Origin of the sequence: Burkholderia sp. MSMB1459WGS (genome assembly GCF_001534535.1) — a bacterium.
Classification (GTDB): Bacteria; Pseudomonadota; Gammaproteobacteria; order Burkholderiales; family Burkholderiaceae; genus Burkholderia.
The window spans coordinates 1-22,851 of record NZ_LPMU01000067.1; the positions used below are offsets into that span (position 1 = coordinate 1).

The window sequence follows — 22,851 nt, forward strand, 5'->3', positions numbered from 1 at the left end:
GCGGGAGTAGCTCAGTTGGTAGAGCGCAACCTTGCCAAGGTTGAGGTCGCGAGTTCGAGACTCGTCTCCCGCTCCAGGTAACGGGGAAGCCACGCTTCCCTTTTTATTTGATGGACTTCCGGTCCTCGAATAAAAATCTGTCGCTTGCCTCACGGCATCCGGACAGTCCGCTTTTGGCGCGATAGCAAAGCGGTTATGCAGCGGCCTGCAAAGCCGTTTAGGCCGGTTCGACTCCGGCTCGCGCCTCCAAGTAAGAAGAGAAAAAGCCCTGAGAAATCAGGGCTTTTTCTTTTTCCAGTCCTGCTTTCATCCTTGTAAGAAAGTCGCCTAGAGTGGTACAAAGTCGCCTCTAACCACTCAAGAAACACGCGCAACCACGCCTTAGTCGGCTCTTTGGCCGTATAGGTGAGTTCGCATTAATGCATGGCGACCAAGCGACTACGACCCTCCGGAACGTGGGAATACGTCATCCGGCGTTCGAAACTTCTTCCAAAGCCACTTTCCCTGACGTTCCAATCTGAAGAAGAGGGTGACGCGTATGTCGCTCGGCTTGAGCAGTTGACTCGACGCCGGCATCGTGCCGGCAGACGTCGTAGAGCAACGGGAAATGATCTCGACGACGTCCGACGCTATCCGCGAGTATTTGCGTCGTGTCTCGGTGCCCGATTCTGATGTCCAGGTGCTCAATACACTGCTCGGTCGGCTGCCAACGAAAGCGCTTACCACAGTCGACTATGAATGGGCCGAACGATGGGTGATGGGCATGAAGCGCGAGCGTCACTTGTCGCCGTCGACAATTCGCCACAATGTTGGTGCGCTTGCCCGCTGTTTCGATTGGGTAGTCAAGTCCGGTACCTCGATGCTCGCGGTGAATCCACTTCGATTGCTCCCGAAGCGCTATGCGACCTACACCGATGAGGATCGCGTGGCGGTCGAGGCGCAGGACGTTGCGGCGAAAGACGATGTGCATCGCGACCGACGTCTGAGCGCGGCCGAGGAGGTCGAGATCCGACGCATCATGGCGGGTGGAAAGCCCAAGGGGCGAGAGCGAGCCTTCGAACTACCGTAAGATCACTAGATCTGAGGCGATTGAGCAGGCAAATGCGCCAGGTAATATAAATGGTGCCTGTACGTCCTGTAATAGTTCTAAAGGGGCGCGGGAGTTGAGCCGGACAGCGGGCCCTGGCAAGTGGGTGGCCCCGAATGGATTTTATCCTGAATAACGTGGTGGATTGATGTGATGAAGCTTGAAAAGTACCAAGCCGCCGTATTGACATTTCTCTTCGATAGGGTCCCGATAGGGGATGATGTCGATTCGTTGGAGTTTTCTTTATCTGGCGAGTTTTCAGGAAAGTACCGTGTGGTTCATTCGGTTATTGAGTCTGACGGTCGGCCGGTGCGAGTGGTTTTCACATTGCCGACTTACTCGCGTAGTGTTTTTATTGCACTGACTCTAACGAGACCAAACGAAACGGCGCGGATCTTAGCAAATTTGGAAGACTATGAGCGAGAGTCTTCCACGGCACTGGGACTCGGAGAAGTTGTTGTTACGCCTGATCATGGTCCGGAAAGTGCCGACATGCCGTACGCCGTGATCTTGATGAGAACCGCGACGTCTCTCGACTGTGCTGGAGTGCCGGACCACCAGATGATTGGTGGAAAGCAAACGCAGTTCTTTCTCGTGGTGCCGCTTTCGAGGGACGAGTGGGAATTACGTCGTCAGAGCGGGCATGATGCCCTTATCGATCGATTCCGAGACGACCAGAAGGAGCTTTTCTTCTAACGGTGAAGTATTCCGCGATGCGAGTACGAACTGGCAGAACTGGTTCTATGTGGGCAAACTTGGAGGTTGCTTTGCAGCCAAGTGGCAGGATCTGCGCTCAGAAGCACAAAAGCCCGCTGCGAGCGGGCTTTTTCATGTGCTACAAATTTGCTACAGCAAGGGGTGGAAGCCTTGCTGGACAAGCCTTGCGCTTGTCATTCCATCCCCTGAACTACGGGACGGATGCCTGCCCTTCGCAGCAACTCACCAAGAGGTCACTGGAGCGAAACCCAGGTGGCGTTCTTCTTTTTGTCCTACCATTGTTCTCGGCGCCAATCCTAGGTGAAGCGAGGAAAACAAGATGTCGACCCATAGCTCGGATACGTCGAAGGACGACGCGGTGACGCAGGCCAACGCGGAAGATTCCGCAGGGCATGTGGTAATGCAGCAGCATCAAAGCATCCAAGCGCCGACTTCAGCGGACGTGGATCCGCCGGCCGAAGCTACCGCCGGAGGTAACTGGAGTGGTGTAGGCACTTCGGAGCAGGCGCCGTCGCCGGCCGACGCGATGGCCTCCGTGCCCAGAGGGATGGCGTATCAGTCGACGGCGCACTCGACGGGCGCAGCAATGCAGCAGACTCAAGAAAGCAACCCCGACGTGGCGCGTCCTGGTGGCGTGGCGACAATTGAAGATCCCCCCGAATACAGTGCCACGAATCCGGATACAGCCAGTAAAAACGATCGGTCGGGTGCCTCGGAGGTAATGCCTCAAGAAAGTCTACGCGGTGGTCAGCTCAAGTGGAACGAGCAGCGTAGTGATTTGGCTTTGGACTCCGCCGAACCAGGGATTCCGAGTGCCGGTGATCCGATCAATCACGACGATCCGGTCGGGGAACGTGTAGAGAAGCCGGATGATCTTTCCCCGTTCGGCAGCGGTGGGGTCAACTAGTGGCAGTGTCGGCCGGGTTCGACTACCCCTGAGGCAAGTCACCCACCCGTGCTCTTGGGGCGGCTGAATTGGATGGTCAAATATCTCAACGTTCTGATTTTCAAAGGGTTCTGACGGCCTGCAAAGCCGTTTAGGCCGGTTCGACTCCGGCTCGCGCCTCCAGAAAAAGCCCCGCTTCGGCGGGGCTTTTCTTTTTTCTGCGTCGCTTCGTCGTTACTGATCCAGCTGGGTGAGGTTAATCACTGCGAGCGGCCCACCCGGAAACTGGATAAGCCGACCTTCGTCCACACCACCGAGATCGACCGGCGCGAAACCGAGGCGAACGATCAGGTCGCTGACGGATTTCTTTGCATCAGCATCTTGTCCGGCCAAGAACAGCACGCGTCGACCACCGTCAACCTTGGGGCCAGAGGCCAGCGGCCCGGCACTCAAATGGTTGAACGCCTTCACAACCCTTGCTCCAGGCGCCCACTGCGCGACTAGCTCGCTGGAAGCGCGACCGCCAAAATCGATAGCATGGAACGACGGTACGTTGTCGACACCGATTCGTACTTCTACCGCGTTGTTTGCGTCGACCAGAACGCGGGCGTTCCACGGGCCGAGATCCTTCAAGACAGTCGCCACCTGATCCCAAGGCACCGCGAGAAACACGATGTCGGCGCGTGCGGCCTCTTTTACGCTCACGGCTCTGATATAGGGGCCAAGTTCATTGGACAGTGCCTGTAGTGATTGCGGTCCACGGCTGTTGGCAATGGAAGCCGAGATGCCACTACGGGCGAGATTGCGCGCGATGGCCGAGCCGATGGCGCCGGCCCCAATGATTGCGATACTCATACTGGTTCCCTCTGGTTGAAAGTGATTTCGTAGAAGGACTTTATGCTCGTCGAGCCTTTACAGGTAGTTGAATGCAAGTAGAATCAGTTTCAATCAATATTTGAAGCCCATCATGGAAAGCCTTGCCAACCTGGAATGCTTCGTCCGGAGTGCCGAGTCAGGAAGCTTTTCGGCGGCTGCACGCAGGCTCGCGCTTACGCCTGCAGCGGTCAGCCGCAACGTTGCGCACCTTGAGCGCAACCTGGGCGTCCAACTGTTTCAACGTAGCACGCGCGGCCTGACCCCCACCGAAGCGGGCGACCGTTTTCTGCTGTCGGTGCGGAGCGGTCTCGACAGTATCCAGGGTGCGATTGCGGATCTCATGGTCAATGCCACCAAACCCTCGGGCGTTCTGAAGCTGAGCGTTCCAGCGGGTTTCGGAATGGACTACCTGTTACCGCTGATGCCTGCTTTCCTGGAGCGCTATCCTGAGGTGAGGCCGGATTGGTTTTTCGATAACCGGCCGGTCGATCTCATCGGGGAAGGATTCGATGTGGCAATTGGGGGCGGTTTCGAGCTACCTGCCGGTATGGTGGCTCGCGAGTTGGGCCGGATTCATTTGATTGCGGTGGCATCACCGGCATTCATGGTCGGTAAACGTTCCCCGAAAGATCCCGCTGATCTCGCGAGACTGGGAAGCGTGACGATGCGTTCGCCTCTAAGCAGTCGTCAGCGCGCGTGGGTCATGCGCGACTCGGTCGGCACCGAGATGGCCGTAGCAGAAAAGCCAGTGATGCTGGTCAACGACCCCGATGCGGTATGTCGGTCGGCTCTACTGGGTATTGGCGTCGGTGTGGTTTCGCTACTACATGCAGCGCCACACCTCGCCAGCGGCGCCCTGGTGCGAGTGCTGGAAGATTGGCATGTCGATGCTGGGCCATTGTCGTTGTATTTTTCGAACCAAAAACTCTTGCCGGCCAAAACACGCGCGTTCGTGGACTTCATCACCGAGTCATTTCGGGCGCAGAAGTTGCCGAGGATTGAGCGCAATCGGAGGTAGCGTAGAAGATGGTGAAGCCGCCATGCAAAGACTCGCATTCAGGAAGCGGCTGCCTTGGCGGTTAAACCGTATAAGTAATTGAAGTAAAGGAACTCATCGCGGCCTGCAAACCGTTTAGGTCGGTTCGATTCCGCCTCGCGCCTCCAGGTAAAACGAGATAATGCCTCGCTTCGGCGAGGCTTTTTTTTCGCGTCGCTTTGAAACAATCGCGCACGATGCATACGACGGCCGCCAACCAATCACCCATCCACCGGCTGCACCGGCGTCTCGAGCTTCAACTGATAGAACGCCGCATCGAGCCAGCGGCCGAACTTGAATCCCGCCTCGGCGATCGTGCCCGCGTGCACGAAGCCCAGTTTCGTATGCAGCGCGATGCTTCCGGCATTGGTCGCGTCGATGCAGCCGACCAGCACGTGCACCTGCGCTTCGCGCGCACGCCGCACGACTTCGCGCAGCAGCAGTTCGCCGAGCCCGCGACCGCGCTGGTCGTTGCGCACGTACACACTGTGTTCGACCGTGTACTTGAACGCCGGGAACGCGCGAAACGTCCCCCAGCTCGCGAAGCCGAGCAGCGTGCCCGCTGCGTCGACGGCGCCGAAGACCGGAAAGCCGCCCGCGCGCTTCGTCGCGAACCACGCGACCATTGCTTCCGGCGGCCGCGGCCGGTAGTCGTACAGTGCGGTCGAGTTCACGATCGCGTCGTTCAGGATCTCGAGAATCGCCGCTGCGTGTTCGGCCTCGCTGCAATCGATCAGGCGCACGTCGTCGCGCTGTGTCGGAGAGTTCATATGGATTCCTTCCTGTTGGCTCTAAATCGGTTGCGCACACGCCGTGCGCATCACGCGCTCCGCACGGCGGCGGATGCGTCGCAGATCGCGACGACATAGTGCGCGGCATGCGACGACGGATTGCTGAAGATGAGCGGCCGGTCGAGCCGCATGGCCAGGCAGTCGCCTTCGCAAAGCTCGTGAAGCGCATCGCCCAGCGTGACGTCGACGCGGCCGCTGATGATCCACACCTGCTGATGCAGCGCGTTTTCGCGCCCGCCGCTGTCGTACGCGACGCGCGCGCCGGGCGGGAAATCGACCTCGACGAGCTGGAGCGGCGACGGCCAGCCGGCCGGCGACAGGTTGCGTCGCACATAGCCGGACGCCGGGTCGCGCCATTCGGCCTGCTGCGCGCGGCGGGCCAGCGGCTGCGCGGGTGCGTCGTCCCGGTCGCCACCGAACAGCCCGGCCAGCGACACGCCGAGGCCGGCGGCGAGCTTGTCGAGCACGACGGCCGTCGGGCTGGCCGACGCGCGTTCGATGAGCGAGATCATCGAACGGCTGACACCGGAACGCGCGGCCAGCGCATCGAGCGTGTAGCCTCGAACGGCGCGCAGGTCGCGCACGCGCCGGGCAATGCGCTCGTTGATACCGGCGTCGTCGGCCGTGGGGATCGCTGATTCTTTCATGATGGATTTATTTTCCAGCAAGATGGAATTCGATGTCAACGGCATTCCCCCGAGGGGGTTGAAGAGGGGCGGAAGCCAAACGGCTTGCCCGGTCATCATGCGCAGCGTAATATACGAAACAGCTACGTTTCGTTTAATTGGGGATATATGGGCATCATCAAGATTTCCGAGCACATGCATGAGCGGCTGCGCTCGACGAGCACGGCGCTGAGCCGTTCGATCAACGCGCAGGCCGAACACTGGCTGCGCGTCGGAATGCTGGCGGAACTCAATCCGGCGCTGTCCTATGGCGACATCTGCAAGATGCTGATCGAGGCAGAGGCGCGTGGCGGCGACATGGGGCCGGCGGAACCGGTCGCGCAGCACATCGAGCAGGTGGCGTAATGGCGAAACGCGAAATCCCGATCCGCGGTGCCGCGGAAATCGCCAAGTCGCGCGAAGCCGCGAAGCTCGCGTCGCAGGTGCTGACGATGATCACCGAGCACGTGAAGCCGGGCGTCACCACCGACGAGCTGGACGCGCGCTGCCGCGAATACATCGTCGACGAATTGGGCGCGATTCCCGCGAACATCGGCTACCACGGCTATCCGAAGACGCTGTGCACGTCGGTCAACCACGTGGTCTGTCACGGCATTCCGACGTCGCGGCCGATGCGCGACGGCGACATCGTGAACCTCGACATCGCGGTGATCAAGGACGGCTGGTTCGGCGATACGAGCCGCATGTATTTCGTCGGCGAACCGAACGCGCTCGCGCGGCGGCTCGTCGCGGCGACCTACGAGGCGATGCATGCCGGCATCCGCGCGGTGCGCCCCGGCGCGACGCTCGGCGACGTCGGCTATGCGATTCAGCAGGTCGCCCATCGCGAGGGGTTCAGCGTGGTGCGCGAATATTGCGGGCATGGCATCGGCGACGTCTATCACGACGAACCGCAGGTGCTGCACTACGGTCGCCCGGGCACCGGCCTGCCGCTGCGGCCGGGGATGATCTTCACGATCGAGCCGATGCTGAATGCGGGCAAGCGCGATACGCAGGTGCTGGCCGACGGCTGGACGGTCGTCACGAAGGACCATTCGCTGTCCGCGCAATGGGAGCACATGGTCGTGGTGACGGACACGGGCGTCGAGGTGCTGACCGAGGATGCGAAGCCGCAGGCGTTCGCGGCGCTTTCCGGCACGCACGCGGCCTGACGGCGACCGTGCGCCGCATACGGCGGCGCGGCGTTGCAATGAAACGGGCTCCTTCGCGGAGCCCGTTTCGCTTGCCGCGGCCAGCGCCGCGGCGCCGCCGAGCTTAACCGCGCGCCTTCTGCCACGCGTGTTCGACGAACACGCGGCACAGCGCTTCCATGCCACGGCGGTCTTCGTCGTCGAAGCGCGCGGCGACCGGGCTGTCGACGTCCCATACGCCGATCAGCGTGCCGTCGCCGGCCACCAGCGGCACGACGATTTCCGATTCCGACGCCGCATCGCAAGCGATATGGCCGGGGAAGTCGTGCACGTCGCGCACGACCTGCGTTTCGCGCGTCTGCGCGGCGGTGCCGCACACACCCTTGCCGAGCGCGATCCGTACGCACGCGGGCTTGCCCTGGAACGGGCCGACCACGAGCTCGGCGCCGTCGAAGAAGTAGAAGCCCGCCCAGTTCAGGCGATCGAGCGAGTGATAGACGAGCGCGGAGAAATTCGCCGCGTTCGCGGTCAGGTCGCGTTCGGATTCGACGAGCGCGCGTGCCTGCTCGACGAGCGTCGCGTATTGATCGGCCTTGGAGGCGGTAGGGTCGTTGGACAGCGTGAACATGGCGGGAAAGCGATAGGGGTTGTGAAATGCGCATTGCGCGTACCGCAGTCTACGGCACCCGCGCGCGGTCTGCAGCACTGGGTCGTGCGCGATGCGGCGTGCTCAGTCGGGTTCGAGTTCGGCGAACCGTTCGGCCAGAAAGTCGAGCAGCGCCCGTACCGCGGGCAGCAGCCCGCGGCGCGACGCGAACACCGCGTGCACGATTTCGCGGCGGGGCGCCCAGTCGGGCAGCACCGTGACCAGTTCACCGCGCGACACCTCATCGCGCACCATCATCGTCGGCAATTGCACGACGCCGACGCCTGCGGCGGCCGCCGCGCGCAGCGCGAGCATCCCGCCCGTCACGAAGCGCGGCTGGTGATGGATTTCCGCGTGCGCGCCGTCAGGCCCGCGCAGCCGCCACACGTGCGTGGACTGCGGCACGCCGTGATCGAGGCTCGGCAGGTGCGCGAGATCGGCGGGAACGGCCGGTACGCCGTGCTCGCGCAGCAGCGCGGGGCTCGCGACGAGACACTGGCCGCGCTCGGCGAGCACGCGCAGCGCGAGATCGCTGTCCTCGAGCGGCGGCGGGCGCACGCGGATCGCGACGTCGATTCCTTCGCCGACCACGTCGACGCGCCGATTCGTGGCTTCCAGGTGGATCTCGACGCGCGGGCACGCGGCCATGAACGCGGCGATCATCGTGCCGACCAGCGAATCGAGCAGCACGATCGGGCAACTGACGCGCACGATGCCGCGCGGCTCCTCATGCAGCAGCGCAATCGCCTCGTCGGCGGCATCGGCCTCGACGAGCATCGCGCGGCAATGCGCGTAATAGGTCTGGCCGACGTCGGTGACCGTGAAGCGGCGCGTCGAACGCTGGATCAGCCGCATCCCGAGCCGCGCCTCGAGCAGCGCGATGCGGCGGCTCAGTTTCGATTTCGGCATGTCCAGCGCGCGCCCGGCCGGCGCGAAGCCGCCGTGTTCGACGACCTGCACGAAGTAGTAGAGATCGTTCAGATCCCGCGCTTTATCGTTCATGAAATGGAACGCTGAGTGCGATTTTGGCAGTCTACCGGATCGATCGTTCCATCTCTATATTGTCATCCATGGATGCGAAACACGGGTTTCGCCGCAATACGGAGAAGGCAATGAAGAAGATCCAGGGTGTGTACAGTGCGCCGCGCGGTCATTGGGTCGGCGACGGTTTCCCGGTGCGTTCGATGTTCAGCTATCAGTCTCACGGCACGCACCTGAGCCCGTTCCTGCTGCTCGATTACGCAGGCCCGGCGACGTTCGAACCGACGAGCACGCCACGCGGTGTCGGCCAGCATCCGCACCGCGGGTTCGAAACGGTGACGATCGTCTATGACGGCGAAGTCGCGCACCGCGACTCGACCGGCGCGGGCGGCACGATCGGCCCGGGCGACGTGCAGTGGATGACGGCCGCGAGCGGGATCCTGCACGAGGAATTCCACTCGGAGGCGTTCACGAAGCGGGGCGGCCCGCTCGAGATGGTGCAGCTGTGGGTGAACCTGCCCGCCGCGGACAAGATGGGCGCGCCCGGCTATCAGACGCTGCTGAACGCCGATATCCCGGTGGTCGAGCTGCCGGACGGCGCGGGGCGGGCGCGGATCATCGCCGGTGAGCTCGACGGGCGGCGCGGCCCGGCCCGCACGCACACGCCGATCGACGTGTGGGACGTGCGGCTCGTCGCAGGCGGTCATGCGCGGTTCCCGGTCGCCGAAGGGCGTACGCTCGCGGTGGTCGTGCTGAGCGGCACCGTGCAGGTGAACGGCGAGACGGTGGCCCGCGAAGCGCAGTTCGTGCAACTGGGCCGCGACGGCAGCGACGTCGAGATCGAAGCGAACGGCGACGCGAAGCTGCTGATCCTGAGCGGCGAGCCGATCGACGAGCCGGTTGTCGGCTACGGTCCGTTCGTGATGAACTCGCAAGCGGAGATTCGTACCGCGATCGAGGACTTCAACAGCGGCCGCTTCGGCCAGATGCCGGCATGACGGCATGACGAGCAGGCCCCGCGCGATGCGGGGCCTTTTTTTCGCACGCGGGCAGGCGGTCGCGCGCGAGGCGCGCTTCGAGGCATAATCGACGGTTGCCGCGCGCCGGTCGGCGCGCCCGACTCAGGACCGCACATGAACGCATCCGCACCCGCCGCATCCCCGAGCACCGCCGATCTCGACTGGCGCTGGAAATCCTTCGACGCGCTGACGGCGTGCGAAATCTATTCGATCCTCGAAGCGCGCAGCGCCGTATTCGTCGTCGAACAGAACTGCGTGTATCGCGACATCGACGATGCGGACCAGGCCGCGTGGCACCTGGCGGCTTTCGATCCGGCCGGCCGTCTGGCCGGCTATCTGCGCGTGCTGCTGCCGGACGCGCAGCACACCGACGTGCGCATCGGCCGCGTGCTGACGACCGCCGCGTTTCGCGGCGCGGGGCTCGGCAACGGGCTGCTGTCGCGCGCGCTCGAGCATATCCGCGCGCAGTGGCCGGATACGCCGGTGAGCCTGCATGCACAGGCTCACTTGCAACGTTTCTACGGAGCATTCGGCTTCACGCCGAGTTCGGACGTGCACGACGAGGACGGCATCCCGCACGTCTGGATGAGCAGCGCGCGCGCGTGACGCGCGCCGCGCTGCGCGGCAGTCAGTGCGCGCCGCGTGCGACGCGCGGTTCGTCCGTGCGCCGCGCGGCCCGTTCGCCGATCAGGCGCCCGCGCGCGGACAGCCGTAGCCAGTGCCGCAGCGCGATCAGTGCGCCGATCACGCTCATCATCGAACCGGGAATCCACAGCAGCAGGCCGCCGATCTGCTGGTCGCGCAGCGGGCTCAGCCACGTGAACGCGCGGCCGCAGATCGAATAGATCGGATACAGCTCGTGCGGCGTGAAGAAGATCAGCGCGCCGAGCGCGATCTGCGGCGGGATCGCCGCGACGACGATCAGGATCCGGCGGCCAGGCGACAGCCGCGCGGGCGGCGCGGGACGCGGATCGACGACGAGCCACCAGAACAGCAGCCCGTCGATCACCATGCTCCAGTTCATCACGCGATAGAGACGCCAGTCGAGCATCGCGATGAAGTGGATCGGCGACAGCAGCCAGAAATAGATCAGCCCGACGAACAGCACGACCGCGACGACCGGATGGAATACCACGTCGAGCGTCGCGCGCACCGGCGCCCACGCGAGCGCGGGGCGCACGAAGCGCTGCCGCCAGCGGAACGGAATGCCTGCGCGGATCGCCGCGCCCGGATAGGACAGCGCGATGAAGAACGGCCCGAGGTGATGCAGCACGAGGTGCTGCGCGCGGTGCATGAAGAATTCGTGCTCGAAGAAGTAGTCGAGCCGCGTATGCAGCGCGATATAGAGCGCCGTCAGCCCGAACCAGAACGAGAACTGCCGCAGCGGCGACACCTTCGCCTTCTTCGCACCGCGTGCGAACAGCACGGCGGCCGCCAGCACCGCGACGACCACGGTCGGCGACGGTTCCCACGGATCGAGCCAGTACAGGAGGTTCATCGTGCGTGCATCACTTTGCCCGGGCCGGCGATTTCACGGCGAACGGCGCATCGACCGTTTCGCCGTCGGAGAACTTCAGGCGCAGATGCACGGTGTCGCCCGGCTTGATCGCGTGCTTCGGCTCCTCGAGCATGAAGTGATAGCCGCCCGGCGCGATGTCGACCTTGCCGCGCGCGGGGATCGTCAGCTTGTCGACCATCTCCATCTTCTGCGTCGAGCCGTTCGATACCGTCTGGTGCAGCATGGCCATTCCGTAGTCGGGGCTGTCGACGTCGACGAGGTCGATCGGCTTGTCGCCGGCGTTCACGAGCGTCACGTAGCCGCCCGCGGGCAGCTTGTTCGGCAGCCAGCGCACCCAGGCGTTCTGCGCGCTGATCGCGCCGGCGGCATAGGCGTGGGCGCCGGCGCACAGCGCGGCGAGGAGGGCGAACGTCTTGAGGGTCGTTTTCGTGTTCATCGCGGAATTCAGGTCGTGGAGGCAGGGTCGATGATCCGGCGCACATCGGCGGCGATGGCGTCGGGCGAATCGCGATCGGTCGCGAGCAGGCGCGCGCGGCCGGTCGCGTCGAAGATGTAGACGGCCGAGCTGTGCGTCACTTCGTAGCCGCCGGACGGATCGCGTTTTTCCATCTGGTACGCGACGCGATAGCGCTTCGCGAGCGATTCGATCTGGCCGTCGGTGCCGGTCAGGCCGCGCGCGTGCGCGGCGTCGAACGCGGCGACATAGGACTGCATCGCCTGCGGCGTGTCGCGCGCGGGATCGACCGAGACGAACAGGATGCGCACGTGGTCCGCCTGCGGGCCGAGCTTCGCCAGCACTTCCATCAGCCGCGCCAGGGTTTCGGGGCAGACATCGGGGCAGTGCGTGTAGCCGAAGTAGACGAGCGCGACGCGGCCGCGGAACGCATCGGCATCGACGGGATGGCCGTCGCCGCCCGTCAGCTCGAACGACAGGTCGGGCAGGTGGCCGGTGACGTTGGTCAGGTTCCAGCGTGGCTCGTCGTGCGTGCACGCGGCGAGCGCCAGGGCGGCGGCGAGGGCCGCGGCCGTGTGGATGAGGCGGGAGAAGCGCCGGCGCGGCGCGGGACAGGCAGACGGCATCTCAGGGACTGTTTCCATATGGAACGCGCATGCGCTGCCACGAGAACGGCCGTTCGCGAGGCGCGTGACGCTGACCGTATCCGCAAGGGGCGCAACGCGGCGAGCGGACGTTGTCGTGGCAACCCCAAATTAAAAAACATTCTACGGGAATGTCCGAAATTGCCCGTATGGCGGCGTCGCGCGGCAGGCGGTTGCGACTGTAGCGCAATTCGCGCGCCTGCGTCCTTTCGAAACCCGTACGGCGCGGGCGAGCGGGGCAATATGTCGCAGTTGGCGCAGCGGGCGGCGCGACGTCCGTGCTGCCCGCGGTTTCGCCCATCTGGACGCGCAGGCGCGGTAAGATGCGCACAACTCCATTCGCGCAGCGGCGGCCGGCATGTGCCGGCTGCCCCTCAGACTATCGAATCGATGCAATCCGTTCCGGCTTCCCTGTCCCTGACCGATACCGCGTTCTTCTTCGACTTCGACGGCACGCTCGTCGAACTGGCGCCGACGCCCGACAGCATTCGCGTTCCGCCGTCGTTGCTGACGCTGCTCGACGAGTTGTCGCGCCGCTCGCACGGCGCGGTCGCGATCGTGTCCGGGCGCGGCATCGACAACCTCGACACGTTCCTGAAGATGCCCGGCCTGCCGATCGCCGGCCTGCACGGCGCGGAGCGCCGCGATGCGAACGGCGACACGCAACGCATCGGCTTCAACGACGAACGCCTGCTGCGCATCGAGCGCGAGCTCGCGGACGTCGTCGACCGCCATCCGGGCATGCTGCTCGAGATCAAGGGCGCGGCCGTCGCGCTGCACTTTCGCAATGCGCCCGAGCGCGAGGCGGTGGCGCGCGAAGCGGCCGAGCGCCTCGTCGCCGACTATGCGGATGCGTACGTGCTGCAACCCGGCAAGATGGTGTTCGAGATCAAGCCGAAGGGCGTCGACAAGGGCCGCGCGCTGGCCGCGTTCCTCGACGAGCCGCCCTTTGCGGGCCGCGTGCCGCTGTTCGCGGGCGACGATCTGACCGACGAGAAGGGCTTCGCGGTGGTCAACGCGCGCGGCGGCCTGTCGATCAAGGTCGGTGCGGGCGAGACGTCCGCGCGCATGCGGCTCGATTCGGTCGACGCATTGCATGAGCAGATCGCCTGCTGGCTCGGCGCGGGGCAGCCGCACGCATGAGCCGGCTCATCATCGTTTCAAACCGCGTCGCGCCGATTTCGGAAGGCGAACCGGCGGCGGGCGGCCTCGCGATCGGTGTCTATGACGCGCTGAAGGAAACCGGCGGCATGTGGTTCGGCTGGAGCGGCGAAGTGGTCGCGTCCGGCGCACCGCAGCCGCAGATCCGCATCGAGGAGCGCGGGCCCGTGACGTTCGCGACGGTCGGGCTGTCGCGCCGCGATTACGACCAGTATTACCGCGGGTTTTCCAACGCGACGCTATGGCCCGCGTTCCATTACCGCGCGGACCTGATCCAGTACGATCGCCACGAATTCGACGGCTATCGCCGCGTCAACGTCTGGCTCGCGCAGCAGCTCGTGCCGCTGCTGCAGGACGACGACGTGATCTGGGTGCACGACTATCACCTGATTCCGTTCGCGCGCGCGTTGCGCGACGCCGGCGTGAAGAACCGCATCGGCTTCTTCCTGCACATCCCGTTTCCGGCCGCGCAGGTGCTCGTCAACGTGCCGCCGCACCGCGAGCTCGTCGAGTCGCTGTGCGCGTTCGATCTGCTGGGCTTCCAGACCGGGCCCGATCTGCGCGCGTTCTGCGATTACGTCGAATTCGAGGCGGACGGCGAGGTCGAGCACGACGGGCACACGGTGCGCGTACGCGCGTTCGGCCAGACGCTGCGCGCGGCCGCCTATCCGATCGGCGTGTACCCGGACGAGATCGCGTCGCTCGCGCAGGCGGGCGAGCACGGCAAGGCGGTGCGCACGCTCGCGACGTCGCTGCGCGGGCGGCAACTGATCATGAGCGTCGACCGGCTCGATTATTCGAAGGGGCTCGTCGAACGATTCCGTGCGTTCGAGAAGCTGCTCGAGCACCAGGCGTCGATCCGCAACCGCGTGTCGTTCCTGCAGATCGCGCCGTCGACGCGTGCGGACCTGCGTGCGTACCAGGACATCCGCCTGCAGCTTGAAGCGGAGTCGGGACGTATCAACGGGCGCTACGCGGAGCTCGACTGGGCGCCGATCCTCTACATTCACCGTCAGTACGACCGGCAGGTGCTGGCCGCGCTGTACCGGCTCGCGCGCGTGGGTTTCGTGACGCCGTTGCGCGACGGGATGAACCTCGTGGCGAAGGAGTACGTGTCCGCACAGAATCCGGATGATCCGGGCGTGCTGGTACTGTCGCGCTTCGCGGGCGCCGCGCGCGAGCTCACGGGCGCGCTGATCGTCAATCCGATCGATATCGACGGAATGGCCGATGCGCTGTCGCAGGCGCTGACGATGCCGCTCGCCGAGCGGCGTGCGCGCTATGCGGACATGATCGCGCAGCTTCGCGAGAACAACGTGTCGGTGTGGCGGGACAATTTCCTGCGCGATCTGCAGCAGGTCTGATCCGATCCGTTGCTGTCGGCGCAAATGAAAAAGCCGCCGTGCGGGAAGCACGGCGGCTTTTTCGTCTGCGCGATGCCGGCGCGTCAGGCCACGCGTTCGCCGGTCGGCGTGTTGCCGTCGGGGGCCGCATGATGGCGGCCGTGCTGCTTCGCGAGCAGGTCGCGATACAGGCCGGGGCGGCTGCGCAGCACGTCGGGCGGGCCGTCGTCGATCACCTTGCCGTTATTCATCACGATGATGCGGTCGAAGTTGCGCAGCGTCGACAGGCGGTGCGCGATCGCGATCACCGTGCGGCCCACCATCAGGCGGTCGAGCGCGCTCTGGATCGCTTCCTCGGACGCGCTGTCGAGCGCCGACGTCGCTTCGTCGAGCAGCAGGATCGGCGCATCCTTCAGGATCGCGCGCGCGATCGCGATGCGCTGGCGCTGGCCGCCCGACAGCTTCACGCCGCGGTCGCCGACGATCGTGTCATAGCCTTCCGGCATCGCTTCGATGAACTCCGCGCAGCGCGCGTCGCGCGCGGCGGCGAGCACTTCGTCGCGGGTCGCGTCGGGGCGGCCGTACGCGATGTTGTCGTAGATCGTCCGGTGCAGCAGCGAGATGTCCTGCGGCACCAGCGCGATCGCGTGGCGCAGGCTGTCCTGCGTGATGCCCTTCACGTCCTGGCCGTCGACCTTCACCGCGCCGTCCTGCGTGTCGTAGAAGCGCTGCAGCAGCGCGAGCACGGTCGACTTGCCGGCGCCCGACTTGCCGATCAGGCCGACGCGCTGGCCCGGCTCGATATGAAGGTCGAAGTGGTCGAGGATCGCGCGGCGGTGCGGGTACGCGAACGTCACGCGCTCGAAGTCGACGCGGCCGCCCTTGGCCGACAGCGGCTGCGCGTCCGAGCGGTCCGGCATGCCGTGCGGTTCGAGCAGCGTCTTCACGGCTTCGGACAGGCGTGCGACGTGCTGGGTGACGTCGACGAGCGCGACCGCGAGATCGCGCGTGCCGTGCAGGATCGTGAAGCCGAGCGAGCTGACGAGCACGATGTCGCCCGACGTCGCGCGGCCTTGATCCCACAGCCACAGCGCCCAGCCGAGCAGGCCGGCGGACAGCATCGCGGTGATCACAGCGTGCAGCAGGCGCAGCTTTTCGAGATAGAGCAGGCTCTGCTGGCGCGCATCCATCTCGGCCTTCACCGTCGCGCTGAAGCGCTTCTGTTCGCGCAGCGTCATCCCGAACGCGCGCACGAGGCCCATGTTGCCGATCACGTCGACGAGCTCGCCGTCGACCGCCGCAGCCTTCGCCGCGAACGCATGGTGGCGCGCGGAACCGCGGCCGGCAAGCTTGAACAGGATGACGGACAGCACGGCCGAGCAGCCGAGCAGGCCGGCCGCCATCAGCGGATTGACGACGATGATCATCAGGATCGCGCCCATCACCGCGATGCACGGCGGCAGCACGTTCCACGCCATCGTGTTCTCCGACGTGTAGACCGCGTTCGACGTGGCCGTGATGCGGCTGGCGAGCGTGCCCGGCTGCTTCTCCGAGTAATACGTCGGCGAATGGCCGATCAGGTACTGGAACAGGTCGCGCCGCAGGTCGCCCGTGACCGCGACGAACGTGTGCGCGGCGACCCAGCCGCCGACGCGCCACAGCAGGTTGTCGGCCGCGATCAGCCCGACGAGCAGCGCGAACGCACTCCACAGCGGGCCCGGGTGATGGCGTCCGGTCGCCAGCACGTCGATCAGGTGCTTGATCGCATATTGCGAGCCGAGCGCGCAGCCCACGGCGGCCAACACGCTGCAGAGCACGACCAGGTGCGCGACGGGGTGGAGGCGGATGTAGCGGAACAGGAACGCGATCGGCCGATGCGCGTAGCTCGACAGCTTCGCGTTGTGGGCGTTGCGCTGGGCGGGGGTGAGAGATTCCAAAATATGCGTGCGGTGATTCGGTGAGTGAGCGTGGCGGCTGGGTCGCAGGCCGGCGTTCGCCCGGACTGAATAATCCGGCATTGTAAACAACGCCGCGCGTCGCGCTGCGCGAATCTTGCCTTGGCCAGGGGCTCGCGCTCGATTTTGAGATAAAATCCGGCATCCCGTCCTGCGTCGTATGCCGGAATCGCGCTGCCGGCAGCTGCGGGTTAACAAGGATCGCCAAAACGGCCTTCCACTCTAGAACGGACGCCCGAGTCCGCGGGTTGCAAAGTGTTGCGCCTTTGTAACAAAGTAAAGTGTTTGAAATGTCGTGCGCCGTATCGGGATTAACCCTAGATAATCGGCTCCGGGTTCGATTCCAGGTTTTTTACGAACCCCTGTCAACGGGTCTTCGTTTCAAACGTTCTATGCCTGTCGCGTCGCCGACGCTCCTTGAGCAGCGCGGGTTTCGACGCTCCCGGCAGGCCGATTCGTCCGATGTTCGGGCGACGCGCAGCCAGCCCGGACCGCCGGCAGGTTGCCGACCCATACCTGGTTTTTTGCCGATTTTTTAGGAGTTACGCATGCGAATCGCCCAAATCGCTCCGTTGCACGAAGCGGTGCCCCCGAAACTGTACGGTGGTACCGAGCGAGTGGTGTCCTACCTCACCGAAGCACTTGTCGAGATGGGGCACGACGTCACGCTCTTCGCGAGCGGCGATTCGCAAACGTCCGCGAAGCTCGAAGCGTGCTGGCCGCAGGCGCTGCGCCTCGACCCGACGATCCGCGACGTGATGGCCCCGCACATGCTGCTCCTCGAGCAGGTGCGCCGCCGCGCGGAAGAGTTCGATGTCCTGCACTGCCACATCGACTACTACCCGTTCTCGCTGTTCTCGCGCCAGCCGGTCCCGCATCTGACGACGATGCACGGCCGTCTCGACCTGCCGGAACTGCAGCCGATCTTCAATGCATTCAGCGACGTGCCGGTCGTGTCGATCTCCGACAACCAGCGCATCCCGCTGCCGCAGGCGAACTGGCTGTCGACCGTCTACCACGGCCTGCCGGAAAACCTGCTGACGCCGATCCCGAACGTGAAGCCGAGCTACCTCGCGTTCCTCGGCCGTATCTCGCCGGAGAAGCGCGTCGACACGGCGATCCGCATTGCCGAGCAGGCCGGCCTGCCGATCAAGATCGCCGCGAAGCTCGACAAGGCCGACCGCGCGTACTACGAAGAGAAGATCAAGCCGCTGTTCGCGCTGCCGCACGTCGAGTACATCGGCGAAATCAGCGAGGCCGAGAAGACCGAATTCCTCGGTAACGCGCATGCGCTTCTGTTCCCGATCGACTGGCCGGAGCCCTTCGGCCTGGTGATGATCGAGGCGATGGCCTGCGGCACGCCGGTGATCGCGTTCAAGCGCGGCTCGGTGCCGGAAGTGATCGACAACGGCGTGTCGGGCTTCGTCGTCGAAGACGAACTGTCGGCCGTCGCCGCGCTCAAGCGCCTCGATACGCTGCCGCGCGAGAAGGTTCGCGCCGCGTTCGAAGCCCGTTTCTCGTCGAAGGTGATGGCGCAGAATTACGTGAAGGGCTACGAGGAACTGCTGCGCCAGAAGCGCCGCACGGTGCTCCGCGAAGTCAACGCGAGCTGATTGCGGGCCGCCGCCGCGCGGCCTTCACGACGCCCCGTCCGGGTTTGCCGGCGGGGCGTTGTCACATCCGCGGCGCGGATCTGTTGTATTCTCGCCGCGCCCGGCGCCGCGAACGGCCTCCGAAGCGGCCCGCCACGCCATCCGGCCATCTGTCCAGACGGTAATGTCCCTATAATGGCCGTGCCGTGAAATCCGGCCGGTACGAATATCCAGAGGAGAGCAGTCTTGGCGAGAACGAAAACCACGCGCGCAGCGCCGGCACCCGGCGCCGGCGTGATCTTCGCGTTGCGCGCGATCGGTCTCGTGCTGCTCGCGCGCTGGCTGTTCTCGATGTCCCAGATGGGCTATCGCTCGTCGCTGTCGGCGATGGTGTCGTCGCCGTGGGCATTCATCTACCTCATCCTGATCTTCCTGCTGCTCGCGCTGCCGGGCGCCGCCGCACGGGCCGAGCGGCCGTTCCATCCGCTGCCGCAGTGGTTGCGCCAGGCGCTGCGCGTGTTCGCGCTGATCGGTCTCCTGTTCGCCGTGTGGTCGATCGGTGCATTCACGTGGGCGGCCGGCTGGCGCCGCGCGCTGCATGCGGTGACGGCGACCAACGGCTGGCTCGTCGCCGCGCCGGCGCTGTACGCGGCGATCGTATGGATCTGCCGGCCGCGGCCGCTGTGGCGGACCAACGTGGCCGCGCGCCGCTTCGCGGTTGGCCGGTATGCGATTTCGCTCGACGTGCTGACGCGTACCGCGATCGTCTGGATGGAAAGTCGCAAGGTCGGCCAGTACGACGCGCGCGAACTGTCGGTGCGCTGGCCCGGCCACGCGGCGCCCGCCGCGGGCGAGCAGGGCGCGCAGCCGGCGGTCGTGCCGCCACGCCGCGGCAGCCTGTTCAATCGACCGAAGGTCGAGCTGCTGTGGGATTCGCCGGCGGCTGTCGGTCACAACCGGCAGACCGTGATGCGCACGCCGCTCGCGACCGAAGGCGACCGCGTCGCGGTGCTCGCGCTCGACGCGGCGCTCAAGCAGATCGTCTGACAGGGCCCGCGCACCGGGTGCGGGCGACAAGGAGGCGCGATGATCGTCCATTGGTTGCTGGCCGCCATTCACCTGAGTGCGTTCGGCGTCGCGTTCGCCGCGATCGCGGGGCGCAACCGCGCGTTGCGCCGGCTCGTCGCTTCGTCGCAGGCGGCCGATTTGCCCGGCGTGTTCAAGGCCGATGCGGTCTGGGGGCTGTCCGCGCTCGTGCTGATCGCGACGGGGCTTGTACGAGCGTTCGGCGGTTTCGAGAAAGGGACCGCGTACTACCTGCACGAACCGTTCTTTCACCTGAAGATGACCGCGCTCGCACTGATCCTGCTGCTCGAGATCGCGCCGATGCTGGGGCTGATCCGCTGGCGTGTCGCCGCGCGGCGGCAGCAGATGCCCGATATCGGCCGTGCGCGCACTTATGTGCGGATCGGCCACTGGCAGGCGGTGCTGGTGATCGTCATCGTCTTCGCCGCGTCGGGGATGGCGCGGGGGATAGGGACGCCCGGTTAGGGACGCCCGGTTAGGGGCGTCCGGCCGGACACCCCGGCTAGGACTGACCGGCTAGGCGCGGCCCCGCCTGTCCGGCACGGCGGCAGCCATCCGGATCTCGTCCCACTCGCGAGGCGTTTCGAGCCCGACGCCAGCCGGACAGGCCACGCACGGCGTCGTGCCTGCCGATCCCGTCCGACCGGGCGGTTCCGCCGCCCGGCTTGCCCCATGCTCAGCGCACGAGGCAGGGGCGCTTGTTGTCGAACGTCCAGCCCGGGATCAGATACTGCATCGCCGCCGCGTCGTCGCGGGCGCCGAGGCCGTGCTGCTTGTACAGCTCGTGTGCGCGTGCGACCGCGTCCATGTCGACGTCGATGCCGAGCCCCGGCCGCTTCGGCACTTCCACCAGCCCGTTCTCGATCTTCAGCGGCTCGCGCGTCAGCCGTTCGCCGTCCTGCCAGATCCAGTGCGTATCGATCGCGGTGACCTGGCCCGGCGCCGCGGCCGCGACGTGCGTGAACATCGCGAGCGACACGTCGAAGTGGTTGTTCGAATGCGAACCCCACGTGAGGCCCCAGTCGCGGCACATCTGCGCGACCCGCACCGACCCCTGCATCGTCCAGAAGTGCGGATCGGCGAGCGGGATGTCGACGGCGTGCAACTGTACCGCATGGCCCATCTGCCGCCAGTCGGTCGCGATCATGTTGGTCGCCGTCGGCAGCCCCGTCGCGCGGCGGAATTCGGCCATCACCTCGCGACCCGAGTAACCGTTCTCCGCGCCGCAAGGATCTTCCGCATACGCGAGCACGTGATGCTGGTCGCGGCACAGCCGCACGGCCTCGTCGAGCGACCATGCGCCGTTCGGATCGAGCGTCACGCGCGCGTCGGGGAAGCGCTCGGCGAGCGCCGTCACGGCTTCGATCTCGCGTGCCCCCTCGAATACGCCACCCTTCAGCTTGAAGTCGTTGAAGCCGTAGCGCGCATGCGCGGCTTCGGCGAGCCGCACGACGGCTTCGGGCGTCAGCGCGGCTTCGTCGCGCACGCGCGTCCAGTCGTCGGTCGCGCCGCGGCCGTCGCGGTAGGGCAGTGCCGTCTTCGTGCGATCGCCGATGTAGAACAGGTAGCCGAGCATTTCGACGCGCTCGCGCTGCTGGCCCTCGCCGAGCAGCGCGGCGACCGGCACGCCCAGATGCTGGCCGAGCAGGTCGAGCAGTGCGGCTTCGAGCGCGGTGACCGCGTGGATCGTCGTGCGCAGGTCGAAGGTCTGCAGTCCGCGGCCGCTCGCGTCGCGGTCGGCGAAGGTGCGCCGCACGTCGTTGAGCACCGCTTGATGGTTGCCGACCGGCTGGCCGACGACCAGTGCGCGCGCGTCGTCGAGCGTACGGCGGATGCTTTCGCCACCGGGCACTTCGCCGACGCCCGTGCGGCCCGCGCTGTCCTTCAGGATCACGAGGTTGCGGGTGAAGAACGGGCCATGCGCGCCGCTCAGGTTGAGCAGCATGCTGTCGTGGCCGGCGACCGGAATCGCTTGCAGGTCGACGATGCGCGGCGTGTCGTGGGAGGGCGAGGCAGTGACGGCGTTCATGGGCGGCGATGGCGAAAGAGTGGGCGATGCCGTGCGGCAAAAGCTTTGCCGCGCGCGGCGGGAGGTGCGATCATTCGACAACCGACGTGCGCGGCGCGCAAGCCCGCATGCCGACGCAACCCGAAACGGGGTGGGAGCGACAGCCGGGCCAGCGGAGCGCAGAACGCGAACGCGGGTCGATCGTCGCGCATGGGACCAGATGTGCTGAACAGCCGATTTGAGTCGACAGGAGATCCATGCGCCGATCATCAGTCGTCGGATGACTTGTGACGCAGTATAATGAATCATCGGCTTTCGCTCAAACCCCGCGTAAACCCTCGGCTCACATTACGATCATTCAAAAAGGAACCGGCCACATGTCCGTGCCTACGCTTCCCGCAGCGCCGCGCCGTCGCGCACGCAGCCTCGCACAAGATGTCGTCGACGCGCTGACCGCGCAGATCGAAAACGGCACGCTGCGTCCCGGCGACAAGCTGCCGACCGAAACCGAAGTCATGGCGGCACAGGGCGTGAGCCGCACGGTCGTGCGCGAGGCGATCTCGCGGATGCAGGCGAGCGGCCTCGTCGAGACGCGCCACGGCATCGGCAGCTTCGTGCTGGAGCCGTCGCGCCGCCAGACGCTCGGCATCGATCCCGCGACGATCACGACGCTGCGCGACGTGCTCGCGGTGCTGGAGTTGCGCATCAGCCTCGAAAGCGAGTGCGCGAGCCTCGCCGCGCAGCGTGCGAACGATACCGACCTCGCCGCACTGCGGCGCGCACTCGACGCGATCGCGACGGGCGCGGGCAGCGGCCGCGACACCGCGCAGCTCGATTTCCAGTTCCACCTGCAGATCGCCCAATCCACCGGCAACCGCTATTTCGTCGACATCATGACGCAGCTCGGCACGTCGATCATCCCGCGCACGCGCGTGAATTCGGCGCGCTTTGCCGGCGACGACCTCGAGCGCTACGTCGGCCGGCTGAACCACGAGCACGAGGACATCTACGAGGCGATCGCGCGCCACGACCCGGAAGCCGCCCGCGCCGCGATGCGCACGCACCTCACGAACAGCCGCGAGCGGCTGCGTCGCGCGCACGAGGCAGCCGAGGCCGAGGCAGGTTGACCGTCAAGTCTCGCGGGACTCGCATGGCTGCGTGTCCCGCCGCATGGCATCAACATCAGTCGTCATACAAGGTCGGCATGACCGCCTCGATCTCGGCGGCCACGCGG

24 protein-coding genes and 3 tRNA genes are annotated in these 22,851 nt (G+C 65.6%); 17 read left to right on the plus strand and 10 right to left on the minus strand.

The annotated features are described in order from the left end of the window. From WT97_RS25930 to WT97_RS34330, 6 genes are all read left to right on the plus strand, one after another. Positions 1–76, plus strand: a tRNA-Gly gene (locus tag WT97_RS25930). Between the two features lie 99 nt (positions 77–175). Then, positions 176–249 (plus strand) — tRNA-Cys (locus tag WT97_RS25935). 358 nt (positions 250–607) lie between these two features. Next, positions 608–1,069 (plus strand): hypothetical protein, encoded by a 462-nt coding sequence (locus WT97_RS25940; protein WP_257128558.1) that lies wholly within the window; start codon positions 608–610, stop codon positions 1,067–1,069. A gap of 171 nt (positions 1,070–1,240) precedes the next feature. Next, positions 1,241–1,783 (plus strand): suppressor of fused domain protein, encoded by a 543-nt coding sequence (locus WT97_RS33540; protein ID WP_082751484.1) that lies wholly within the window; start codon positions 1,241–1,243, stop codon positions 1,781–1,783. A 340-nt stretch (positions 1,784–2,123) separates the two neighbouring features. Beyond that, positions 2,124–2,711 carry a hypothetical protein gene (locus WT97_RS34325; protein ID WP_156440324.1) on the plus strand — a complete coding sequence of 196 codons (588 nt, stop codon included), beginning with the start codon at positions 2,124–2,126 and terminating at the stop codon, positions 2,709–2,711. A gap of 56 nt (positions 2,712–2,767) precedes the next feature. Then, a tRNA-Ser gene (locus WT97_RS34330) sits at positions 2,768–2,873 on the plus strand. 51 nt (positions 2,874–2,924) lie between these two features. Here WT97_RS34330 and WT97_RS25950 read toward each other — a convergent pair. Continuing rightward, positions 2,925–3,545 (minus strand): NADPH-dependent F420 reductase, encoded by a 621-nt coding sequence (locus tag WT97_RS25950; RefSeq protein WP_059501565.1) that lies wholly within the window; start codon positions 3,543–3,545, stop codon positions 2,925–2,927. Between the two features lie 112 nt (positions 3,546–3,657). Here WT97_RS25950 and WT97_RS25955 point away from each other — a divergent pair, with 112 nt between their 5' ends. Next, positions 3,658–4,584: a LysR family transcriptional regulator gene (locus WT97_RS25955; protein WP_060354646.1), complete on the plus strand. Its 927-nt coding sequence runs from the start codon at positions 3,658–3,660 to the stop codon at positions 4,582–4,584. 239 nt (positions 4,585–4,823) lie between these two features. On the opposite strand, the gene WT97_RS25960 is transcribed toward WT97_RS25955, so the two are convergent. After that, positions 4,824–5,372 carry a GNAT family N-acetyltransferase gene (locus tag WT97_RS25960; RefSeq protein ID WP_060354647.1) on the minus strand — a complete coding sequence of 183 codons (549 nt, stop codon included), beginning with the start codon at positions 5,370–5,372 and terminating at the stop codon, positions 4,824–4,826. Positions 5,373–5,422: 50 nt separating this feature from the next. Further along, positions 5,423–6,040, minus strand: coding sequence for a helix-turn-helix domain-containing protein (locus tag WT97_RS25965; protein WP_060354648.1), 618 nt, complete (start codon positions 6,038–6,040; stop codon positions 5,423–5,425). 147 nt (positions 6,041–6,187) lie between these two features. Between WT97_RS25965 and WT97_RS25970 the strand changes: the two genes are divergently transcribed. Continuing rightward, entirely contained in the window at positions 6,188–6,424 is a 237-nt protein-coding gene (locus WT97_RS25970) for a ParD-like family protein (protein ID WP_059501559.1), read from the plus strand. Next, positions 6,424–7,230, plus strand: coding sequence for a type I methionyl aminopeptidase (map, locus tag WT97_RS25975; RefSeq protein ID WP_059501557.1), 807 nt, complete (start codon positions 6,424–6,426; stop codon positions 7,228–7,230). Before WT97_RS25970 ends, map begins: the two co-directional genes overlap by 1 nt. Before the next feature lie 103 nt (positions 7,231–7,333). Here map and WT97_RS25980 read toward each other — a convergent pair whose 3' ends face one another. Together WT97_RS25980 and WT97_RS25985 are read right to left on the minus strand one after the other, a co-directional pair. After that, the gene (locus WT97_RS25980) at positions 7,334–7,837 is read right to left on the minus strand and encodes a GAF domain-containing protein (protein ID WP_059501555.1); all 504 of its coding nucleotides are present in this window, start codon (positions 7,835–7,837) and stop codon (positions 7,334–7,336) included. Between the two features lie 102 nt (positions 7,838–7,939). Beyond that, positions 7,940–8,857, minus strand: a complete 918-nt coding sequence (locus WT97_RS25985) for a LysR family transcriptional regulator (RefSeq protein WP_060354649.1) — start codon at positions 8,855–8,857, stop codon at positions 7,940–7,942. Positions 8,858–8,967: 110 nt separating this feature from the next. On the opposite strand from WT97_RS25985, the gene WT97_RS25990 reads away from it, so the two are divergent. Beyond that, positions 8,968–9,834, plus strand: coding sequence for a pirin family protein (locus WT97_RS25990; RefSeq protein ID WP_059824191.1), 867 nt, complete (start codon positions 8,968–8,970; stop codon positions 9,832–9,834). 135 nt (positions 9,835–9,969) lie between these two features. Beyond that, the gene (locus WT97_RS25995; RefSeq protein WP_060354650.1) at positions 9,970–10,461 is read left to right on the plus strand and encodes a GNAT family N-acetyltransferase; all 492 of its coding nucleotides are present in this window, start codon (positions 9,970–9,972) and stop codon (positions 10,459–10,461) included. A 22-nt stretch (positions 10,462–10,483) separates the two neighbouring features. Here the strand turns inward: WT97_RS25995 and WT97_RS26000 are convergent, their stop codons facing one another. From WT97_RS26000 to WT97_RS26010, 3 genes are read right to left on the minus strand one after another with little or no spacing between them, the layout of a single operon-like run. After that, a complete protein-coding gene (locus WT97_RS26000) occupies positions 10,484–11,353 on the minus strand; it encodes a cytochrome c oxidase assembly protein (RefSeq protein WP_060354651.1) in 870 nt (289 codons plus the stop codon). A 10-nt stretch (positions 11,354–11,363) separates the two neighbouring features. Further along, positions 11,364–11,810, minus strand: coding sequence for a copper chaperone PCu(A)C (locus WT97_RS26005; RefSeq protein WP_059824185.1), 447 nt, complete (start codon positions 11,808–11,810; stop codon positions 11,364–11,366). Between the two features lie 8 nt (positions 11,811–11,818). Then, on the minus strand, positions 11,819–12,454 hold the full coding sequence (locus tag WT97_RS26010; RefSeq protein WP_059791441.1) for an SCO family protein: 636 nt from the start codon (positions 12,452–12,454) through the stop codon (positions 11,819–11,821). 408 nt (positions 12,455–12,862) lie between these two features. On the opposite strand from WT97_RS26010, the gene otsB reads away from it, so the two are divergent. Then, positions 12,863–13,615 (plus strand): trehalose-phosphatase, encoded by a 753-nt coding sequence (otsB, locus tag WT97_RS26015; protein WP_034206805.1) that lies wholly within the window; start codon positions 12,863–12,865, stop codon positions 13,613–13,615. Beyond that, positions 13,612–14,997, plus strand: coding sequence for an alpha,alpha-trehalose-phosphate synthase (UDP-forming) (otsA, locus tag WT97_RS26020; protein ID WP_059501547.1), 1,386 nt, complete (start codon positions 13,612–13,614; stop codon positions 14,995–14,997). Before otsB ends, otsA begins: the two co-directional genes overlap by 4 nt. An 83-nt stretch (positions 14,998–15,080) precedes the next feature. On the opposite strand, the gene WT97_RS26025 is transcribed toward otsA, so the two are convergent. Beyond that, the gene (locus WT97_RS26025; protein WP_034206807.1) at positions 15,081–16,913 is read right to left on the minus strand and encodes an ABC transporter ATP-binding protein; all 1,833 of its coding nucleotides are present in this window, start codon (positions 16,911–16,913) and stop codon (positions 15,081–15,083) included. A gap of 566 nt (positions 16,914–17,479) precedes the next feature. Between WT97_RS26025 and WT97_RS26030 the strand changes: the two genes are divergently transcribed. The 3 genes from WT97_RS26030 to WT97_RS26040 all read left to right on the plus strand — a co-directional run bounded on the left by WT97_RS26030 (position 17,480) and on the right by WT97_RS26040 (position 20,074). After that, positions 17,480–18,544, plus strand: a complete 1,065-nt coding sequence (locus WT97_RS26030; protein ID WP_034186533.1) for a glycosyltransferase family 4 protein — start codon at positions 17,480–17,482, stop codon at positions 18,542–18,544. 225 nt (positions 18,545–18,769) lie between these two features. Continuing rightward, the gene (locus WT97_RS26035; RefSeq protein ID WP_059501544.1) at positions 18,770–19,570 is read left to right on the plus strand and encodes a hypothetical protein; all 801 of its coding nucleotides are present in this window, start codon (positions 18,770–18,772) and stop codon (positions 19,568–19,570) included. A gap of 39 nt (positions 19,571–19,609) precedes the next feature. Then, positions 19,610–20,074, plus strand: a complete 465-nt coding sequence (locus tag WT97_RS26040) for a DUF2214 family protein (protein WP_060354652.1) — start codon at positions 19,610–19,612, stop codon at positions 20,072–20,074. A gap of 211 nt (positions 20,075–20,285) precedes the next feature. On the opposite strand, the gene gudD is transcribed toward WT97_RS26040, so the two are convergent. Then, the gene (gudD, locus tag WT97_RS26045; protein WP_059501540.1) at positions 20,286–21,638 is read right to left on the minus strand and encodes a glucarate dehydratase; all 1,353 of its coding nucleotides are present in this window, start codon (positions 21,636–21,638) and stop codon (positions 20,286–20,288) included. Positions 21,639–21,994: 356 nt separating this feature from the next. Between gudD and WT97_RS26050 the strand changes: the two genes are divergently transcribed. Continuing rightward, complete coding sequence (locus WT97_RS26050) at positions 21,995–22,744, plus strand: FadR/GntR family transcriptional regulator (RefSeq protein ID WP_034206811.1); 750 nt, start codon at positions 21,995–21,997, stop codon at positions 22,742–22,744. Positions 22,745–22,851: the final 107 nt, after the last annotated feature.

What these genes read in the sequence shown, in the direction of transcription:
- WT97_RS26040 (WP_060354652.1), top strand. Translation starts at nt 19,610, where the DNA reads ATGATCGTCCATTGGTTGCTGGCCGCCATTCACCTGAGTGCGTTCGGC.
- WT97_RS26005 (WP_059824185.1), bottom strand. Translation starts at nt 11,810, where the DNA reads ATGAACACGAAAACGACCCTCAAGACGTTCGCCCTCCTCGCCGCGCTG.
- WT97_RS25940 (WP_257128558.1), top strand. Translation starts at nt 608, where the DNA reads ATGATCTCGACGACGTCCGACGCTATCCGCGAGTATTTGCGTCGTGTC.
- WT97_RS25990 (WP_059824191.1), top strand. Translation starts at nt 8,968, where the DNA reads ATGAAGAAGATCCAGGGTGTGTACAGTGCGCCGCGCGGTCATTGGGTC.
- otsA (WP_059501547.1), top strand. Translation starts at nt 13,612, where the DNA reads ATGAGCCGGCTCATCATCGTTTCAAACCGCGTCGCGCCGATTTCGGAA.
- WT97_RS25985 (WP_060354649.1), bottom strand. Translation starts at nt 8,857, where the DNA reads ATGAACGATAAAGCGCGGGATCTGAACGATCTCTACTACTTCGTGCAG.
- WT97_RS26030 (WP_034186533.1), top strand. Translation starts at nt 17,480, where the DNA reads ATGCGAATCGCCCAAATCGCTCCGTTGCACGAAGCGGTGCCCCCGAAA.
- WT97_RS25980 (WP_059501555.1), bottom strand. Translation starts at nt 7,837, where the DNA reads ATGTTCACGCTGTCCAACGACCCTACCGCCTCCAAGGCCGATCAATAC.
- WT97_RS33540 (WP_082751484.1), top strand. Translation starts at nt 1,241, where the DNA reads ATGAAGCTTGAAAAGTACCAAGCCGCCGTATTGACATTTCTCTTCGAT.
- gudD (WP_059501540.1), bottom strand. Translation starts at nt 21,638, where the DNA reads ATGAACGCCGTCACTGCCTCGCCCTCCCACGACACGCCGCGCATCGTC.
- WT97_RS25965 (WP_060354648.1), bottom strand. Translation starts at nt 6,040, where the DNA reads ATGAAAGAATCAGCGATCCCCACGGCCGACGACGCCGGTATCAACGAG.
- WT97_RS26050 (WP_034206811.1), top strand. Translation starts at nt 21,995, where the DNA reads ATGTCCGTGCCTACGCTTCCCGCAGCGCCGCGCCGTCGCGCACGCAGC.
- WT97_RS25955 (WP_060354646.1), top strand. Translation starts at nt 3,658, where the DNA reads ATGGAAAGCCTTGCCAACCTGGAATGCTTCGTCCGGAGTGCCGAGTCA.
- WT97_RS34325 (WP_156440324.1), top strand. Translation starts at nt 2,124, where the DNA reads ATGTCGACCCATAGCTCGGATACGTCGAAGGACGACGCGGTGACGCAG.
- map (WP_059501557.1), top strand. Translation starts at nt 6,424, where the DNA reads ATGGCGAAACGCGAAATCCCGATCCGCGGTGCCGCGGAAATCGCCAAG.
- WT97_RS26000 (WP_060354651.1), bottom strand. Translation starts at nt 11,353, where the DNA reads ATGAACCTCCTGTACTGGCTCGATCCGTGGGAACCGTCGCCGACCGTG.
- WT97_RS25970 (WP_059501559.1), top strand. Translation starts at nt 6,188, where the DNA reads ATGGGCATCATCAAGATTTCCGAGCACATGCATGAGCGGCTGCGCTCG.
- WT97_RS25950 (WP_059501565.1), bottom strand. Translation starts at nt 3,545, where the DNA reads ATGAGTATCGCAATCATTGGGGCCGGCGCCATCGGCTCGGCCATCGCG.
- otsB (WP_034206805.1), top strand. Translation starts at nt 12,863, where the DNA reads ATGCAATCCGTTCCGGCTTCCCTGTCCCTGACCGATACCGCGTTCTTC.
- WT97_RS26010 (WP_059791441.1), bottom strand. Translation starts at nt 12,454, where the DNA reads ATGCCGTCTGCCTGTCCCGCGCCGCGCCGGCGCTTCTCCCGCCTCATC.
- WT97_RS25960 (WP_060354647.1), bottom strand. Translation starts at nt 5,372, where the DNA reads ATGAACTCTCCGACACAGCGCGACGACGTGCGCCTGATCGATTGCAGC.
- WT97_RS25995 (WP_060354650.1), top strand. Translation starts at nt 9,970, where the DNA reads ATGAACGCATCCGCACCCGCCGCATCCCCGAGCACCGCCGATCTCGAC.